The organism is Siminovitchia fortis (assembly GCF_003605365.2).
GTDB lineage: Bacteria > Bacillota > Bacilli > Bacillales > Bacillaceae_C > Siminovitchia > Siminovitchia fortis.
In genome coordinates, this window is the sequence record NZ_QYTU02000033.1 from 1 (window position 1) to 16,703 (window position 16,703).

At 42.8% G+C, this 16,703-nt stretch carries 15 protein-coding genes; 14 read left to right on the forward strand and 1 reads right to left on the reverse strand.

Annotated features, from left to right (window positions below):
• Window positions 1–64 precede the first annotated feature (64 nt).
• The 11 genes from D4N35_RS13415 (at window position 65) to D4N35_RS13455 (ending at window position 12,050) form a co-directional block, all read left to right on the forward strand.
• Window positions 65–1,372, forward strand: coding sequence for a purine-cytosine permease family protein (locus tag D4N35_RS13415; RefSeq protein ID WP_120074498.1), 1,308 nt, complete (start codon window positions 65–67; stop codon window positions 1,370–1,372).
• 627 nt (window positions 1,373–1,999) lie between these two features.
• On the forward strand, window positions 2,000–2,170 hold the full coding sequence (locus D4N35_RS18145) for a hypothetical protein (RefSeq protein WP_164876375.1): 171 nt from the start codon (window positions 2,000–2,002) through the stop codon (window positions 2,168–2,170).
• A gap of 38 nt (window positions 2,171–2,208) precedes the next feature.
• Window positions 2,209–3,630 carry a purine-cytosine permease family protein gene (locus D4N35_RS13420; protein WP_164876376.1) on the forward strand — a complete coding sequence of 474 codons (1,422 nt, stop codon included), beginning with the start codon at window positions 2,209–2,211 and terminating at the stop codon, window positions 3,628–3,630.
• Between the two features lie 62 nt (window positions 3,631–3,692).
• Window positions 3,693–4,790 (forward strand): carbon-nitrogen hydrolase family protein, encoded by a 1,098-nt coding sequence (locus D4N35_RS13425; protein ID WP_120074502.1) that lies wholly within the window; start codon window positions 3,693–3,695, stop codon window positions 4,788–4,790.
• Window positions 4,791–4,928: 138 nt separating this feature from the next.
• On the forward strand, window positions 4,929–5,099 hold the full coding sequence (locus D4N35_RS18150; RefSeq protein ID WP_164876377.1) for a hypothetical protein: 171 nt from the start codon (window positions 4,929–4,931) through the stop codon (window positions 5,097–5,099).
• A gap of 36 nt (window positions 5,100–5,135) precedes the next feature.
• Window positions 5,136–6,527 carry a purine-cytosine permease family protein gene (locus D4N35_RS13430; RefSeq protein ID WP_120074504.1) on the forward strand — a complete coding sequence of 464 codons (1,392 nt, stop codon included), beginning with the start codon at window positions 5,136–5,138 and terminating at the stop codon, window positions 6,525–6,527.
• 358 nt (window positions 6,528–6,885) lie between these two features.
• A complete protein-coding gene (locus D4N35_RS13435) occupies window positions 6,886–7,704 on the forward strand; it encodes a carbon-nitrogen hydrolase family protein (protein ID WP_120074507.1) in 819 nt (272 codons plus the stop codon).
• Window positions 7,694–8,341, forward strand: coding sequence for a cyclase family protein (locus D4N35_RS13440; protein ID WP_120074510.1), 648 nt, complete (start codon window positions 7,694–7,696; stop codon window positions 8,339–8,341). Before D4N35_RS13435 ends, D4N35_RS13440 begins: the two co-directional genes overlap by 11 nt.
• 30 nt (window positions 8,342–8,371) lie before the next feature.
• Window positions 8,372–9,526 (forward strand): iron-containing alcohol dehydrogenase, encoded by a 1,155-nt coding sequence (locus tag D4N35_RS13445; protein ID WP_120074512.1) that lies wholly within the window; start codon window positions 8,372–8,374, stop codon window positions 9,524–9,526.
• Between the two features lie 75 nt (window positions 9,527–9,601).
• Complete coding sequence (speB, locus tag D4N35_RS13450) at window positions 9,602–10,561, forward strand: agmatinase (protein ID WP_120074588.1); 960 nt, start codon at window positions 9,602–9,604, stop codon at window positions 10,559–10,561.
• A 13-nt stretch (window positions 10,562–10,574) separates the two neighbouring features.
• Complete coding sequence (locus D4N35_RS13455) at window positions 10,575–12,050, forward strand: aldehyde dehydrogenase family protein (RefSeq protein ID WP_120074514.1); 1,476 nt, start codon at window positions 10,575–10,577, stop codon at window positions 12,048–12,050.
• A 40-nt stretch (window positions 12,051–12,090) separates the two neighbouring features.
• Here the strand turns inward: D4N35_RS13455 and D4N35_RS13460 are convergent, their stop codons facing one another.
• Window positions 12,091–12,978, reverse strand: a complete 888-nt coding sequence (locus D4N35_RS13460; RefSeq protein WP_120074516.1) for a LysR family transcriptional regulator — start codon at window positions 12,976–12,978, stop codon at window positions 12,091–12,093.
• Window positions 12,979–13,128: 150 nt separating this feature from the next.
• Here D4N35_RS13460 and D4N35_RS13465 point away from each other — a divergent pair, with 150 nt between their 5' ends.
• The 3 genes from D4N35_RS13465 (at window position 13,129) to D4N35_RS13475 (ending at window position 16,624) form a co-directional block, all read left to right on the forward strand.
• Window positions 13,129–14,076 carry a D-2-hydroxyacid dehydrogenase gene (locus tag D4N35_RS13465; protein WP_164876378.1) on the forward strand — a complete coding sequence of 316 codons (948 nt, stop codon included), beginning with the start codon at window positions 13,129–13,131 and terminating at the stop codon, window positions 14,074–14,076.
• A gap of 33 nt (window positions 14,077–14,109) precedes the next feature.
• The gene (speB, locus tag D4N35_RS13470) at window positions 14,110–15,066 is read left to right on the forward strand and encodes an agmatinase (RefSeq protein ID WP_120074520.1); all 957 of its coding nucleotides are present in this window, start codon (window positions 14,110–14,112) and stop codon (window positions 15,064–15,066) included.
• Window positions 15,067–15,223: 157 nt separating this feature from the next.
• A complete protein-coding gene (locus tag D4N35_RS13475) occupies window positions 15,224–16,624 on the forward strand; it encodes a sodium:solute symporter family protein (protein ID WP_120074522.1) in 1,401 nt (466 codons plus the stop codon).
• Window positions 16,625–16,703 lie beyond the last annotated feature (79 nt).

The window sequence follows — 16,703 nt, forward strand, 5'->3', positions numbered from 1 at the left end:
CCCATTTTAATGGGGAGAGGTTTCAGAAGCCGCACTTGGCAATGATAATATACGCCCGCTGTCGATGCAGCAGCGAACTGTAGGATTCTTTGGTATTTTTTCTATTTGGGTATCGGCTAACTTTGTTATTACAACAATTTTAACTGGGATGCTTTTCTTACCTGACATTTCATTCTTAGATGCACTAAAGGCGATATTCCTCGGTTCGGTAATTGGGGCTATCCCGATTGCGCTGATGGGAAGAATCGGAACGAAGACAGGCTTGCCGACTATGGTTATTGCCAGGGCAGCTTTTGGGCAAAAAGGTGCCCTCCTACCAGCGGCTGCCAATACAGTCATACTTATCGGTTGGAGTTGGATTCAGGCTTATATGGCAGGATTAAGTCTGGATTATGCAATTAATTTTCTAACCGGTTATAGTAATATAAATTTATTTACCATCCTGACTCAGGGGCTTGTCATCTTCATTGCCATATATGGTATACGTGGTTTTGATAAAGTTCAACGGTTTATTTCAAGTGCAATGTTAATTTTGTCATTTACCATATTTTATAAATTGTTTACCGCATATGACGTTCATTCTCTTATCCAACTTCAATTGTCGGAGAATCCGGAAACAACAGTTATTATTGCCTTCGATGTTGTTATAGCAACCGCTTTTTCTTGGATGTCTTCAGTTTGTGATTATAACCGGAGTGCTAAATCTGAAACTGGCGGGATGATTGCCACTTATTTGGGCTATATATTGGCATCGATGCTGGCATTAGGCCTTGGAGCTGCTGTAGGTGGCTTCAGTCTTGTACTTGGGATGGAGCAGACGTATGACCCTGTTGTACTTCTTGCCGCTCATGGTTTCGGTCTTGTTGCAGCCATTGTAGTTTTTCTTTCTGTCGTATCGACAAATGCGATGGCCCTATACAGTGCAAATATGTCATTTTTAAATGTATTTCCGAAAGCTTCCTTTTGGAAGTCAGCTATTATATTGGGAGTCATAACAGTCATGGGTGCATTATTAAAGGAGAGATTAATGACACATTTCTTTGATTTTGTACTATTTATTGCAACTTTGTATATTCCGATTTTTTCTATTATGATGGCCGATTTCTACATCGTGAAAAAACAACGTTACGACGCTGATGATATAGCTCTTGATAAAAAAGGTTTATATCGCTATATAAAAGGGTTTCACCCAGCTGCGTTTATTGCTTATGCACTCAGTGCTGCTTTTGCTCTTTATTTCACTTATGTCAGTCCACTGACCATCGGATCAACTGTTATCACGTTCTTTTTAGCAGGAATTCTTTATACAGTGTTGGCAAAAATGATGAGTTCCAGTTCTATCGCAAAAGGGAAAAGTGAGAAAACAGCATGAAAAAATGGAAATTAGCCGTCGTACAGAGTGATTTTAACGGTGGAAGCAGTTTGCCATAGATTGAATCTCATATTATGGGCTGCATGCAGAAGAATCCGGAAACAATTTGTTTTTCGGTCCGGTAATTTATTATTGGAAGAGCAGTGAGAAGCAATGCCGAGCCGGCAGTCACTATTATATGTTTTCATCAAAAGGCTAAAGAGGCGGTCCGCTTTGCGGGCCGTTTTTTATATTAAAACATCAATTCAAATATGAATCAAAATGCATTTTTGAATTGATGTTTCCAGTTTTGATTCATTAATAAATCACTCATTTCGACATAAATCAACACGAAGGGTTAATGAAGGGCTTTTCTAATTGGCATGATATTTGCATTGATAAAATTAAGAAAAAGAACTACCTATGCAGCCAGATGCGTGGACAGATTTGTATACGCTTCATTCAAGGGGGATTTCATATGAATTGAAGAGTAAAACTAATGTTATTGGATAATGAGGTGTGGGAGATCTTTCCTAATGTTAATTAGATTGTTTGGAAAATTTCTGATAAAATATTGCCCCTTTTTGGAAAGGATTACTTAGGGAATTATAGAATTTTTCAAAAAATATAGGTTTTGGAGGGGAAAGCATGAATACTTCTGAATTTGATAAAGAATTTGTGGAAGAAGTGGAGAAAAGAATTGAAATAATAAGCAATGCAGATACACCTGATAAAAGGTTGAGCACCATCGATTATATCCTGATAGGAATACTAAGTTTTCTAGCTGTTTTATTATTGCTTTTCGGTCGGATTTTATAAAAATAAATTGATTAAAAATGAAAGAGGTGCGTTGCCAAGTGGAAAAATCTAATGGACAAAGTGATCTTTTGCCACTACTTCCCAAAGAAAGGACATGGGGAAGCCTTGACTTTTCAATGGTGAATATTGGTCTTGCTATCGCAACATGGTGTTTTTTAATTGGTGGTACATTATCGCTTTTCGTAGGTTTGAAAATGGGGTTTATTGCCACATTAGCAGGTAATACAATCTCCGTTCTTTTTGTAGCTTTGTCAAATGCCATTCCATCAAGCAGGTATGGGATTGACCAGTATATATTTTTACGGAGTATATTTGGAAAAAAGGGAACCAAGATTCCTGTAATATTAATGGTCATTGTAGAATTTGGATGGGTAGCCACATTAGCTGTTATGTTTGGAAAGGCAAGCAGTAATGCTTATGGTGCTATAACAAATACGCCGTCTGTCTCCAACACAACTGTTATCATTTTTGCACTTATGGCTATAGTGATAAGCTGGATAATTGTATCAAGGGGTTCCAATTCCATCAATTGGTTAAACCGGATTGTAGCCCCATTGTTGGTAACTATGTTAATCGTTATGTTTTACATGCTGTCCCAGCAATACAGCTTTGGTGAAATGTTAGCGCTACAGCCAATAAGCCCTTTTCCAAATGATTTACACAACTATATTGTTGCCTTTGAACTTGGCCTTGGTTCAGGGTTTTCCTGGTGGCCCATCATGGGAGGGCTGACCCGGTTAACAAAATCGGAGCGGGCTGCCTTATGGCCGAATATGATTGGAGTTAATATTTGTGCAGTGTTGGGAACGATGATCGGACTATTGGCTGGATTGGCCATCGGTGATAGCGATCCGACTGCTTGGATGATCCCGATAGGTGGAGCAGTCCTAGGTTTGATCGCATTGATCATTATTTCATTTGCTAACGTTACTGCCATGACATCGCTTGTCTTCTCTACTTGTATGGCTTTAAAACAAATTAAGTTCTTTAGAAATATGAAATGGGAAAACTTAACACTGCTGTTTTTAACATGTACAGCTGTGTTTGCCCTCTTCCCTGAAGTAATATATGGGAACTTCAGCCTGTTTTTAGCGGCATGCGGAACAGTGTTTGGACCATTATCGACAGTCATGTTTGTGGATTACTATTTATTGCGCAAACAACGAATAGATATGAGGGCTCTTTATTTGGATACACCCGGAAAGCCTTATGATTTTATTGGAGGGTACAATATCACTCCAATCATATCAGTAGCTATCTCGGTATTTGTATACTTTTTAATAATCGATCCGATTAGTTTTGAAGGGTCAGCCTTCTTCGATTATGCCTCTGCTACGTTGCCGGCAATGCTTTTAGCAGGAATCCTGTATTACGTGATAACAAAGTTATTTGTCATTCCAAAAGGAATGGGTGGATATGATGCATCTGAAAAAAGGGAAAAAGGCGAGAAAAGTGCTTAATGGTTAAAATTGAGGTTTGGTTGTCGAGGATTATTTATAATCGATAAAAGGAGTGCTGCAAAATGGGGAAGGCAATATTTGGGGGAAAAGATAAAATTACTGTAGCAATAGCCCAAGTTTCACCTGTTTTTTTGGATAAAAAAAGGACAATTGAAAAGGCAATAGATTACATTCATAAGGCAGGAAAAGAAGGAGCAGACCTTGTTGTTTTCCCCGAATCTTATATTCCGGCATTTCCGTACTGGCAACAGGGATATAACGATCCGTCTACTGATTGGTTTGATGTCCATGTAAAGTTTCAAGAGGAATCAGTTGTTGTTGGGACGGAAGACACCGCTTTATTGGGAGAGGCAGCACGTCAAGCAAATGTTCATCTTAACATGGGGTGTACGGAACTTGACGATGCTGTGGGTTCCCGTACACTTTACAATACGATGCTGTATTTTGATAAAAAAGGGAGTTTGTATGGGAGGCATAGAAAGGTTGTGCCGACCAACCAGGAGAGATGTTTTCACGGTATGGGAGGCGGTGGAGATAATCTTAAAGTATACGATACAGATATCGGACGTATTGGCGGTTTGGTTTGCTGGGAAAACCATATGATATTGATCAGGGCACTAATGGCCTTGCAGGGAGAAGAAATTCACATCGCTAATTGGCCGGGTACATGGAGCGGACTCCCAACAGAAAATATGACTTATGTAGACCAAGAGTCAAAAAACCCCCAGTCTTATAATACTAGCGATATTGAACCGGCAATCAGGGCCCACGCCTTTGAAGCGCAGACTTTTGTCATTAGTGCATGCGGCTACCAGCCTGCCGATGAAGTACCGGATGACTTTCCTTATAAAGAAAAAACCAACTGGGACTGGGCAAATGGCGGCAGTTCAATCGTTGATCCGTTTGGCTGTTACATCGTTGAACCGGTTTATGATAAAGAAGCCCTTATCGTTGCAGAATTAGATGGAACAATGATAAAAGCTGCAAAAAACGGTTTTGATCTTTTAGGCCATTATTCACGCCCTGATTTGGTGCAGCTTGCTTATAATAATACTGAATACAGACATTTGGTAGACATGATTAAGACAACGGGTGATGAAGGAACATTGCAAGAAATAAAGGCCCACTTATCGGAAATTACAAGTAAATTACGCAATTGACTAAAGTTACAAAGGACTGTCCAGAAAATGAAGCTCATTTTCTGGACAGTCCTTGTTTTTATTGTCGTATCGAAAGGTTGTTTTATTTCATTCAGGCTGGACAAGATATTTAAGGAAAAAAAGGGGTGAATTTTACAAATGGAAGAGAATAGTCCTGAATATGAAAAAGAACTTGAACGCAGAATTTCTATACTTACCGATAATGGAAAAAAAGACAGTATTATTGAACAACTGCAAAAGTTTGATTTTATGATGATGGGCATTATTGTAGTCGTTTCGTTTCTAATCTTTTATTGGGGCTGGCAATAAATATTCATAAGTTAATAAAAGAAAAGGGGTTTATCTATGAGTAAGGATGATGGCACTTTTGGTCTTTTGCCCGTTTTACCCGAAGAAAGGGTTTGGAACGGTTTTGACTTTTCGATGGTCAATATTGGGTTGGCCATTGCCACTTGGGGATTTCTAATTGGCGGTACACTTTCGGAATTTGTCGATCTAAAAATGGGAATCGCCGCCTCTATAGCGGGGAATACTCTTGCAGTTATGCTTATGGCATTGGTGACAACTCTACCGTCGACAAAATATGGAATAGACCAATATGTATCGTTTCGCAGTGTGTTTGGAATTCAAGGTGTAAAGCTAACTTTAGCTGTTATGGTATTGGTTGAGTTCGGCTGGTGCGCTGTTCTGGCAATTATGTTCGGGCGGGCATCCAGTAACATTTTGGGTGAGGTCACCAATATCTCATCTAGATCAGTTGTACCTGTAATCATATTTGGATTTATAGCCATTGCCATTAGTTGGCTAATTGTCGCCAAAGGGCCAGTTTCAATCAAATGGTTAAATCGTATTGTTGCTCCAGGCTTAGTCTTAATACTTGTTATCATGCTGGGCATCTTGTTAAGCAAATACTCAGTGTCTGAGGTTTTTTCCTTTAAGCCTTCCAGCCCAAATCCTAACCTATGGTGGAATTACATGATTGCATTTGAATTGAATCTTGGCGCAGGACTTTCATGGTGGCCGATTATGGGAGGTCTATCAAGACTTTGCAAAACGCAACGTGCCGGATTTTGGCCGAATTTAATCGGTTTAAACTTTTTCGCAGTATTCGGCCAAATAGTTGGGTTAATGGCGGGATTGGCACTTGGGGTAAGTGATCCGACCGAATGGATGGTTCCTTTAGGCGGAGCGGTGCTTGGGATTATTGTGCTAGTCTTTATAGCATTCGCTAATATTACTTCCATCACCTCGCTCGTATTTTCAACGTCGATGGCTCTGAAGCAAATTAAGCGTATCGAAAGAATGGATTGGTCAAAGCTGACATTCTATTTTCTGCTTTTAACGATTCCGCTAATATTCTTCCCTGACGAAGTTTATAGCCACTTTAATACTTTTCTGGCTATCTGCGGAACTTTCTTTGGGCCGCTGTCAGGGATTTACTTTGTGGATTATTTTATTCTTCGGAAAAGGCGACTTGATATTCGCAGCCTTTATTTTACACATTCGGGAAAACCTTACTACTATTGGGGCGGTTTTAATTGGTCGGCGATTGCAGCCTTTGTGATTGCAACAGCTGCTTATTTTATTATTTTAAATCCAATCACATTTGATAATTCCACGGTATTTCTTTATTTATCAGCATCCATTCCTGCGACAATTTTTGGCGGAGTACTTCACTACATTTTTTCAATGATGATTGTTATTCCCAAAAAATTGGGCGGATATGTTAAAAGCTAATAGGGATATGAATATGGCGAAAACCATATTTGGTGGAAAGGCATTGTAAGTAGACAAGATTAAAAAAATTCAAATGCCGATAATTTGATTCGAATCCAAATTAAAATACATTTTTGCATCAATATTTCTTATTTCAACCCAATAATGAATTAAAATAACTTTAAAAGGCCTTTCTTAAAGCGTTTTCTGTTGGCATGATTTTTGCGATAGATATCAAAGAGAGAATTAAATGGCTCTTTTATAAGCGCAGCGGTATAAGTCTTTGCTGCTGAAAGCGATATCCGGCATCATAAAGCCTCTTTTTCAAGAAATAATAGCGTTCCAATTCAATAGAGTAGGCAGAAGGTGAAAAAACGGTATGACAAAATGGAAGCTTGCCGTCGTACAGGACGATTTTAACGGCGGAGCCAATTTACGTTTAATGGAATCCTATATCATTGACTGCATGCAAAAGCATCCGGAAACAAAGCTCATTTTGTTTCCGGAAGCTGCCGCTGCCGGTTATATTTTTTCAGAAGAGCATGTGAGGAGTAAAGCTGAGCCTGCTGACGGTCCTTCTTGCAGGTTCCTGTCCGGTTTGGCGAAAAGGTTTGATTTGTACATCGGTTACGGTTTGATTGAAAAAAAGGATGACAAATTATTTAATTCACTGAATTTGATCAGTCCGGAAGGCGAACTTTTGGCCACTTATCAGAAAATGCATTTGACCCCCTTGGAAAAACACTTGTTTTCCGCGGGCAACAGACTTGTCACTGTAAAAACCAAACTTGGCACATTCGGCTTAATGATTTGCTGGGATATGGCTTTTCCGGAGCTGGCCCGCCTGCTTGAAAAGCAGGGAACAGACGTCATTCTTGCGCCAAGTGCATGGGAGAGTCCTTATGAGGGGGCGTACGATCGGATGGCATCTGCAAGGGCAATGGATAATACGGTTTATTTGGCAACATGCAATTTCACCGGCGGGGATGGGGACGTCCAATTTTTCGGCAAATCCGCCATTTATGGGCCGGATGGAGCTGTCATAAGTGAAAAATTAACGGGGGAAAGCAGTATCGTTCCAGCAGAAATAGATATTAAAAAGAGACAAGAATTGAAGGAATCTTTTTATTCGATGCGGTCCGATGAACGTACAGATTTGTATACGATTCAATGGAGGGGAGAACGCTATGGAAGTTAAAAAAATAGTGGATTTATCCTTGCCGTTGAATAACGATCTCCCGATTTTTCCCGGGGACCCGGAACCAAATATCCGGCCGGCAACAACAATCGCAAAGCATGGCTACAATACCTCTTATCTGGATATAGGCTCACACACCGGAACACACGTGGATGCTCCTTTTCATTTTAGGGAAGAGGGGAAAACGATTGACCGGCTGCCTTTGGAACATTTTATGGGCGAAGGTGTTTTGATTCCTGTCACAAGTAAACAAGGCGGGCAGGCAATAACGCTTGATGATGCCAGCCCGTACATGGAGAAGCTGGGGCCGAAAAAAATTGTTTTATTCCACACTGGCTGGACCAAATACCTGGGACAAGAGGAATACTTTAACCATCCCTATGTGGATATTGAAGTCGTAGTGAAAATGCTTGACCTTGGCGTCCGTACCTTTTTAATAGACGCTTTGAATGTTGATCCGCCCAACGGCGAGGATTTCCCGGTACACGAAGCAATTACCGTAGTGAATGGTATTATCGGAGAGAACTTTACGAATTTTGATCAGATTACTTTTGACAACCCGCTGATTATCGCACTCCCGCTAAAAGTTGCCAATGGAGACGGGTCGCCAGTAAGGGCAGTTGCGATAAAGTGTTAAATGCTTACATTAAAAAAAGGAGCTAAAAAAATGAATTTCCAATTTACCATGCAAACAAACGTATTGTCTGAACCAGGTGTTGCTGGGAAGGCAGGCTTTTATTTAAGAGAATATGGTGTAAACAATGTACTTATTGTGACAGATCAAGCAATTGTAAATGCCGGTCTGCTAGAGGGAATTTACGAAAGTTTAAAACAGCAAGGTCTAAATTACACCATTTTTGATAATGTCAAGCCAAATCCGAAAAATACAGAAGTTGAAGCCGTTGCCAAACGTGCACGGGAAAGCTCCGTTGATGGCCTTATTGCAATTGGTGGCGGAAGTGTTATGGATTTTGCTAAGGGTGTCGGTGTTTTACTTACCCACGAAGGCAATATAAAGGATTGGGAAGGTGACTTTACACTTCAAAGGGAAATCACTCCCCTAATTTGCATTCCTACAACGGTAGGCACCGGTAGTGAAGTCACATGGATTGCAGTTATCACAGACACTGCAAGGAATTTTAAGATGGGAATAGTTGACCCTAAGGTAGCACCAAAAATGGCCTTATTGGATTCTGATTTAATTAAAACGCTCCCGCCGTCTGTTACTGCGAGCACTGGAATGGATGCACTTACACATGCGATAGAAGCGTATACTTCCCGTTTTGCTTCCCCAATGACAGATGCTTTGGCATATAAAGCTATCGTGATGATTAAGGAAAATCTTGAAGACTTGGTTCGTGATTCAAAGAATCAGAAAGCTGGACAAGCGCTGTTGAATGCAAGCATGATGGCGGGAATTGCCTTTAACAATTCCAATGTTGGGAGTGTGCACTGTCTTTCCGAAGCGATAGGCGGTTATTACGATTTGCCGCATGGTGTTTTAAATAGCATCTTTTTACCTTTTGTGTTTAGGCGCAATATTCAAGCCGATCAGTCCAGACATGCGGAAATCGCCTATTTATTAGGTGCTGAGGGGAATTTCTCAACTGAAGAAGAGGCAGCCATGGAAGGGTTCAATATCATAATGAAATTGAGGAAAAGTTTAAACTTGCCGAAGTTTGGTGAATTGGAAAAAGTGTCACCTGAAGACTTTAAACATTTGGCGAAGGTAGCAAAAGAAACTCCAATGGACGAAAGCAATGCCAAAGAACTGTCTGAAGAGGAGTATTTGGAAATTATTGAAGAAGCATTTGGGGAATAAAGGGAGGATGGTGTGTAGTCAGCCATCCAAAAAAATCCTGAATTTTAAATTGCTATTGTAAGGAGGGCTCTAATGATGCCAAAATATAAACCGAAAGACTCATCACAATCTCCGCGTTTTGTAGGAAACAGGACTTTTATGAGATTAGAGCAGGTCAGAACGACTAACGATATAGATTTCGCCGTACTTGGCGTTCCTTTTGATACGGCAGCATCCAACCGGACAGGGCAGCGTTTCGGACCCCAGCATATCCGTGATTTTTCCGTGCTGCTCCGTCCGTACAATCCGGATATGGATATTGATATATTCGAATATTGTTCAGGAGTCGATTACGGGGATATCAACGTCATTCCGGGAAATGCACTTCGTACGTACGACAGCATGGTCGAAGGACTGACGCCGCTGCTTGAGAAAAATGTCATCCCGGTCATTATGGGGGGAGACCATTCGATCACGCTGGGGAACCTGCGTGCTTTCCATAAAAGATACGGCAAAATAGCGCTCGTCCATTTTGATTCCCATGGCGACACATGGGAGCATTATTACGGCGAGAAATATATGCACGGAACACCGTTCAGACGTGCGGCAGAAGAAGGGCTTCTCGATATGGAGCATTCCATCCAGGTCGGCATGAGAGGACCGCTTTACGGACCGGGAGATATTGAAGATGCGAGGGATCTTGGCTTTGAAGTCATTCCGATGAAGGAAGTGCGCCAGATCGGTTTCGAAAACGTGATGAAAAGAATCCATGAACGCGTGAAGGACCGCCCGGTATTCGTCACTTATGACATCGATTTCGTTGACCCGGCCTTTGCGCCTGGCACCGGAACCCCGGAAGTGGGCGGGCCGACGAGCTACGAGGCGCTGGAATACGTCCGTGGACTGGACGGGCTCGATGTTGTCGGCTTTGACCTGGTGGAAGTGCTTCCGGCTTATGATGCCAACGAAATCACTGCTGTGCTGGCATCGGCAGTTATTTATGAAATGATTACACTCATTGCTCTGAAAAAGCGGCGTCAGCAGGAGAATCAATAAGGAGGGCCTGACCTTGATGAAATTACAGATGTACATTAATGGGGAGTGGAAAGAATCAAGCGACAAAGCCGTTCGCGATATTATCAACCCCGCCAATGGGGAAGTGATCGCCCAGGCAGCGGAGGGAACCCTTGAAGATGCGGAAGCAGCCATTAAAGCGGCGAGGGAAGCTTTTGACAGCGGGATTTGGTCAGATCTTACCGCCGCGGAGAGGGCGGGTTATCTTTTTAAAATAGCGGATAAATTGGAAGAACATCATGAAGAACTCGTTGAATTGGAAGTGATGGATAATGGAAAGACCCGGGCCGAAGCCGAGTTTGACATGGAAGATGCGGCGGCTTGCTTCCGGTACTATGCGGGATTGATAACAAAGCCTGCTGGTGAAACATTTGATGTGCCTGATCCAAACATTCATTCAATGGTAGTACGTGAGCCTGTTGGTGTAGCGGGGCTCGTTGTTCCATGGAATTTTCCGATGCTTATGAGTGTCTGGAAAATCGCTCCGGCCCTTGCTGCCGGGAATACGATTGTATTCAAGCCTGCGGAAATCACTCCAATTACGGCAGTGAAGGTGTTTGAGATCATGGAACAGGTTGGAATCCCTGCCGGTGCAGCAAACATGATTTTGGGTGATGGTCGCGTAGTTGGACAGGCGGTTGCTGAAAGCCACGATGTAGATGCCATTTCTTTCACGGGAAGTACTCAGACCGGAAGGAAAATTATGCAGGCTGCAACAGGGAATTTGAAGAAAATCTCTCTTGAATTAGGCGGAAAATCTCCTAATATCATATTCGATGATGTGGATTTGGAAATTGCCGTAGATCAGGCTTTGTTCGGGATTTTCTTAGGCGCTGGGCAAGTATGTGTGGCAGGAAGCCGCATTCTTGTTCAAGAAGGATTATATGACCGTTTCGTCGAGCGCTTTGTCGAACGTGCCAAAAAGATCAAAGTAGGACCAGGAAACGAAGAGGGCGTGGAAATGGGCGCCATCGTCAGTGAAACACAGATGAATAATATATTGAACTATATCAAGATCGGCCAGGAAGAGGGCGCTGTTCTTGCGGCTGGCGGCAAACGAATCATGGATAGGGGCTTGGATAAAGGATTCTTTATTGAGCCGACCGTATTTACGGGTGTGACGCAGGACATGCGTATCGTCCAGGAAGAAATTTTCGGCCCTGTTGTGACAATCCAAAAATTCAAGGATGAAAAAGAAGCCATTGAATTGGCGAACGACGTTGATTATGGTTTGGCCGGCAGCGTTTTTACGAATGACGGTGCACGTGCTTTACGTGTCATTAAAAAGCTTCGGGCAGGCATTACATGGGTCAACATCTACCATCCGGCATTCGTTGAAGCGCCGTGGGGCGGCTATAAACAGAGCGGGATCGGGAGAGGCTTAGGAACATATGGTTTGGAGGACTTCCAGGAAGTCAAACAGATTAATATTAATTTGAACCCCGGCATGGCAGGCTGGTTCAAGGATTGATAAAGAAACTCAACAGTGCATCATGCATTGTTGAGTTTCTTTATTTTTCAACGGCTTTTGTCCATAATTCTTCAATTACTTCGCTGAATGATTTTAAAATCGCTTTTTCTTCTTTTTTCTTTAAATAGATTAATGATGTTTTAAAATGGAACTTTTGATCTGTAAGTGGAATGGGAATCAGTTCTCCGTTTTTAATTTCCTTTTTGATGAGGTTGCTTGAAAGCACGCCATATCCAGTTCCTTTCAAAATTGCCCGCTTAATTGCTTCTTCGCTGCCAAATTCAATGATTTTCTTTGGGTGGAGATCCGCCTGGTGAAGGTATTGATTGATGAATCCCTTATAGTTTCCTTCGATTCGATACCGGATAAAAGGCAGCTCGGTAATCAGCTCATCGATCTGGAACTCCTTCATGGCATTTTTTCCGGCCACTAGCAATAACTCTTCCTCATCAAGCACGATGTTTTTCAAGTCGTTTTTCGATATTTCCCCGACAATGACACCTAGATCGTAGGTGTTGGATTCAATTCCCTTGATGACCTCGTCGCTGTTGCATGAAACCAGGTTGATATGGACATCTGGAAACGTTTTTAGAAATTCGGAAATGACCAAAGGAAAAAAGTTCGTGCAATAGTACTCTGAAGCGGCAATTTTAAGATAGCCGTGCGGTTTGCCAAGCTCCAAAAAAGCTGTTTCCATTTCATCTGCAATCATGAAAAGTTGGTCAGTGTATTTTTTCAGAAGCTTTCCGGCGGGGGTCAAATGGTTCTTTTTGCCAACACGAAAAAATAATAACTGGTTGAGCTCCCTCTCCAACGACTGAATTTGGGCTGTGACGGTCGGCTGTGTAAAGTTCAGGATTTCCGCGGCTTTCGTAAAGTTTAAGCATTCAGCTACGACTTGAAACGTCTTTAAATTTCTTAGTTCCATGGTCCCCACCCCTGTGTTCTTTCTAGTCACAGTTTATCACAGATCCGGCCCGACAGAGAATGCATCAGCCGGAGCTATCGTAACGATAGTATTTGTCAATTTCACAACTGTTCCTTCACGTGCTACTTTTATTTTAGTGGAGGTGATCTCGTGATTGTCTGTACAACTCCCGATTTATCGGATGAGCTGAAAGAAACATTGGCAGCCCAGACGCAACTGCGTGTCCATCAAAAAAAGATTGCCGAACTTGGTGCAAGGGATAAAGAGGAGACGGAGATTCTGATCACCTACGGCAATTTTGAAGACGCCGTCACGGTTGAAGAGCTGGAGCAGCTGCCAAATTTGAAGTGGATTCACGTATTAAGCAGCGGCACGGAACAGCTGCCGGCGAACTATACCAAGGAACAATCTATTCTTGTTACTTCCTCGAAAGGAATTCACGCCATTCCGATCAGTGAGTATGTGATAGCCGCTCTTCTTTATTTTGCAAAAAGAATTCCGGATTTTCGCCGTCTTCAGGAACGTATGCAGTGGTCATACTCCGAGGAGATGTTTGAAATCCATGAAAAAACTTTAGCTGTATTGGGAACCGGTTACATTGGCAGTGAAATCGCCAAAAAGGCGAAGGCGCTCGGAGTGAATGTGATTGGAGTGAATCGAAGCGGCCGGGATACTGATGGTTTCGACAGGATTGTAAAAATGAAACGGCTGAAAGAAATCCTTCCGGATTGTGATTATGTATGCAGTGCGCTCCCATCAACCGAAGAAACAAGGAACTTAATCGATCATGGGATGATCCGGCACATGAAAGAGGAGGTAGTTTTTATCAATGTCGGAAGAGGAGACCTAGTCGTCGAAGAGGACTTGATTCAAGCTTTGCAATCCGGAAAAATAGCCGGCGCCGCATTGGACGTTTTCAGAGAGGAACCTCTTGAAAACGGACACCCCTTTTGGCGGATGGAAAATGTTCTGGTAACACCTCATGCGTCTGCCAGGACAAGTAGATACATGGAGAGGGCTTTAAGCATTTTCTTGAATAACTTCTCTCATTTTAGAAATGGAGAAACCGGCAACTTGGCAAATAAAGTGTCCTTTTAAAACGAGATTAAGAGAGCAAAGGAGAACTGACAGATGAAATATCAACAGGATCCAACATTCAAAGAACCCCGATTCAGCGGCATCAGCACATTTATGAGGCTTCCGCATGTGAAAACAACGGAAGATGTGGACGTGGCCGTCGTTGGCGTCCCTTTTGACACCGGGCAGACCTTCCGGACAGGCGCAAGGCTCGGACCGCAAGCGATACGGAACTTTTCTTCCTTGGTCCGCTGTTCTTCCAACCACCACAAGATTAATATTTTCGATTATATTTCAGCAGTGGATTATGGGGACATTCCGGTTGTTCCCGGATTTATCCAAGAAACATATGAAAATATGGTCGATGTGCTGGCTCCCATGTATCAAAAGGGAATTGTCCCTATCGTTATGGGGGGAGATCACTCTATCACATTGGGAGAATTGCGGGCGGCAGCTAAAACATATGGGCCTGTTTCTTTACTCCATTTTGATGCTCACACTGACACGGTTGACAGCTACTTCGGGCAAAGATATACGCACGGTACTCCATTCAGGCGTGCTGTCGAGGAAGGGCTGATTGATCCGGCGTCATCCATTCAGATCGGCATGCGCGGCTCCATGAACAGTGTGAATGAATACGACGATTCCAGGGAACTCGGATTTGAGGTCATCACTACAGATGAGTTGCTGGAAATGGGAATCCCTGCGCTGATTTCAGCCATTAAAAATCGGGTAAAAGGCCATAATGTATTTCTGTCTTTTGACGTTGACTTCATTGACCCGGCTTTTGCCCCGGGAACAGGAACTCCGGAGGTCGGAGGCATTTATCCAAGGGAAGCCTTTCAAATTTTGCGGCAGTTGACAGATATTCCATTTCTCGGCTTTGACGTGGTGGAAGTCCTTCCTGCATACGACCATGCCGACATTACGTCTGCATTGGCAGCTAACATCATGTTTGAGATGATGTGTTTGGCTGCATTGAATAAGAAAGCGGCGGTCCTCGACATTTAGTGAGAAACCCGGCACTATTCCGGGTTTCGCCTAACCATAGGAACTATCTATTGAAACGATAAGAAACCGCGATTTTTAAACAGGCGGAAGCGGTGCTATATTTTATAAAAGCATCAAACTTGTAAGCGTTTACCTTATTTTCAAAAGGGGGATTTTGATGGGGACAATTGACATCGTAATCATTATTCTTTATTTTGCCCTGATTGCAGGTGTTGGTGTTTATGGGGCACGGCGGGCGACGAATTCGGAGGAGTATATGGTTGCAGGACGCAATCTGAATTTCTTTATGTATCTTGGCTGCTTGGCTGCAGTCATACTTGGCGGAGCTTCCACGATGGGAACAGCCAAACTGGGGTACGAGTTCGGGCTGTCGGGCATTTGGATGGTTGTTGCGATCGGTGCGGGTGTCGTTTGTCTGGGAATCTTTTTAACAAAGAAAATATCGCGCTTTAAAGTATTGACGATCAGCGAAATGCTGGAAAAACGCTACAATAAAGAAACGAGACTGGTCAGTGCAATTGTTGCCGCTATTTATACCTTGATGTTGACAGTTGTTCAGATGATCGGCATCGGCTCTCTTCTAAATGTCTGGCTGGGGTGGAATTTACCGCTGTGTATCATCCTCGGCGGAGGAATCGTTTTTTTATATACCACCTTGGGAGGCATGTGGTCTGTCACAATGACAGATATTGTGCAGTTTGTCATAATGACAGTGGGGGTTTTCTTCCTTATGCTGCCGCTCAGTCTGTCTAAAGCGGGAGGCTGGGGTACATTAAATGCAGAATTACCAGCGGAATTTTTCAACCTTGGACATATAGGCGGGGACCGCATCTTCCAATATTTCATCCTGTTTACACTCGGGTTGATGGTTGGACAAGATATATGGCAGAGGCTTTTTACAGCCAGGACGCCTAAAGTATCAAAATACGGTACGATGGCAGCAGGAATGTATGCCATGGTCTATGCCATTGCACTGGCAGTTATTGGCATGTGTGCTTTTATCTTGATTCCAAATATCGCCGATACGCAAAATGTCTTTGCAGAGATGGCGATGGTGGCTTTGCCCCCAGGGATTCTGGGAATTGTTTTGGCGAGCGTCGCTTCAGCCGTCATGTCTACAGCATCCGGGACCATCATCGCCTGCTCCACATTAATTTCAAACGATGTTGTCAAAAGATTCTTTAAGCCTGATATAGGTGATAAACAGTTCATGCTTGTTTCCCGTTTGACCACTGTTGGTATCGGCATCTTCTCAATCATATGCGCCATTTGGATTCAAGATATACTCGTTGCTCTGGACGTTGCCTACGCCGTATTATCAGGCGCTTTATTCTTCCCGGTTATCTTCGGATTGTTTACAAAGAAAGTCAACGCCCGGGCGGCCTTTTACTCTATCATTTTAAGTGCAGCCGTCATTCTTGCGGGATTGGGAATATTGGGCATTACAGCAACGGAGCCGATTGTTTACGGTTTGGCGGTTAGCCTGGTCTCAATTGTCCTGCTCTCGTTTTTCCCATCTAAAAAAGAGAAAAATGAAGCGGATATAAAGGTTGGATAACGGTTTTGCTGAATTCGTGCAATTCCGGCTCAAAATTGTGCAATTCAAGCCCAATATCGTGCAATTCCGTCCGAGGTTC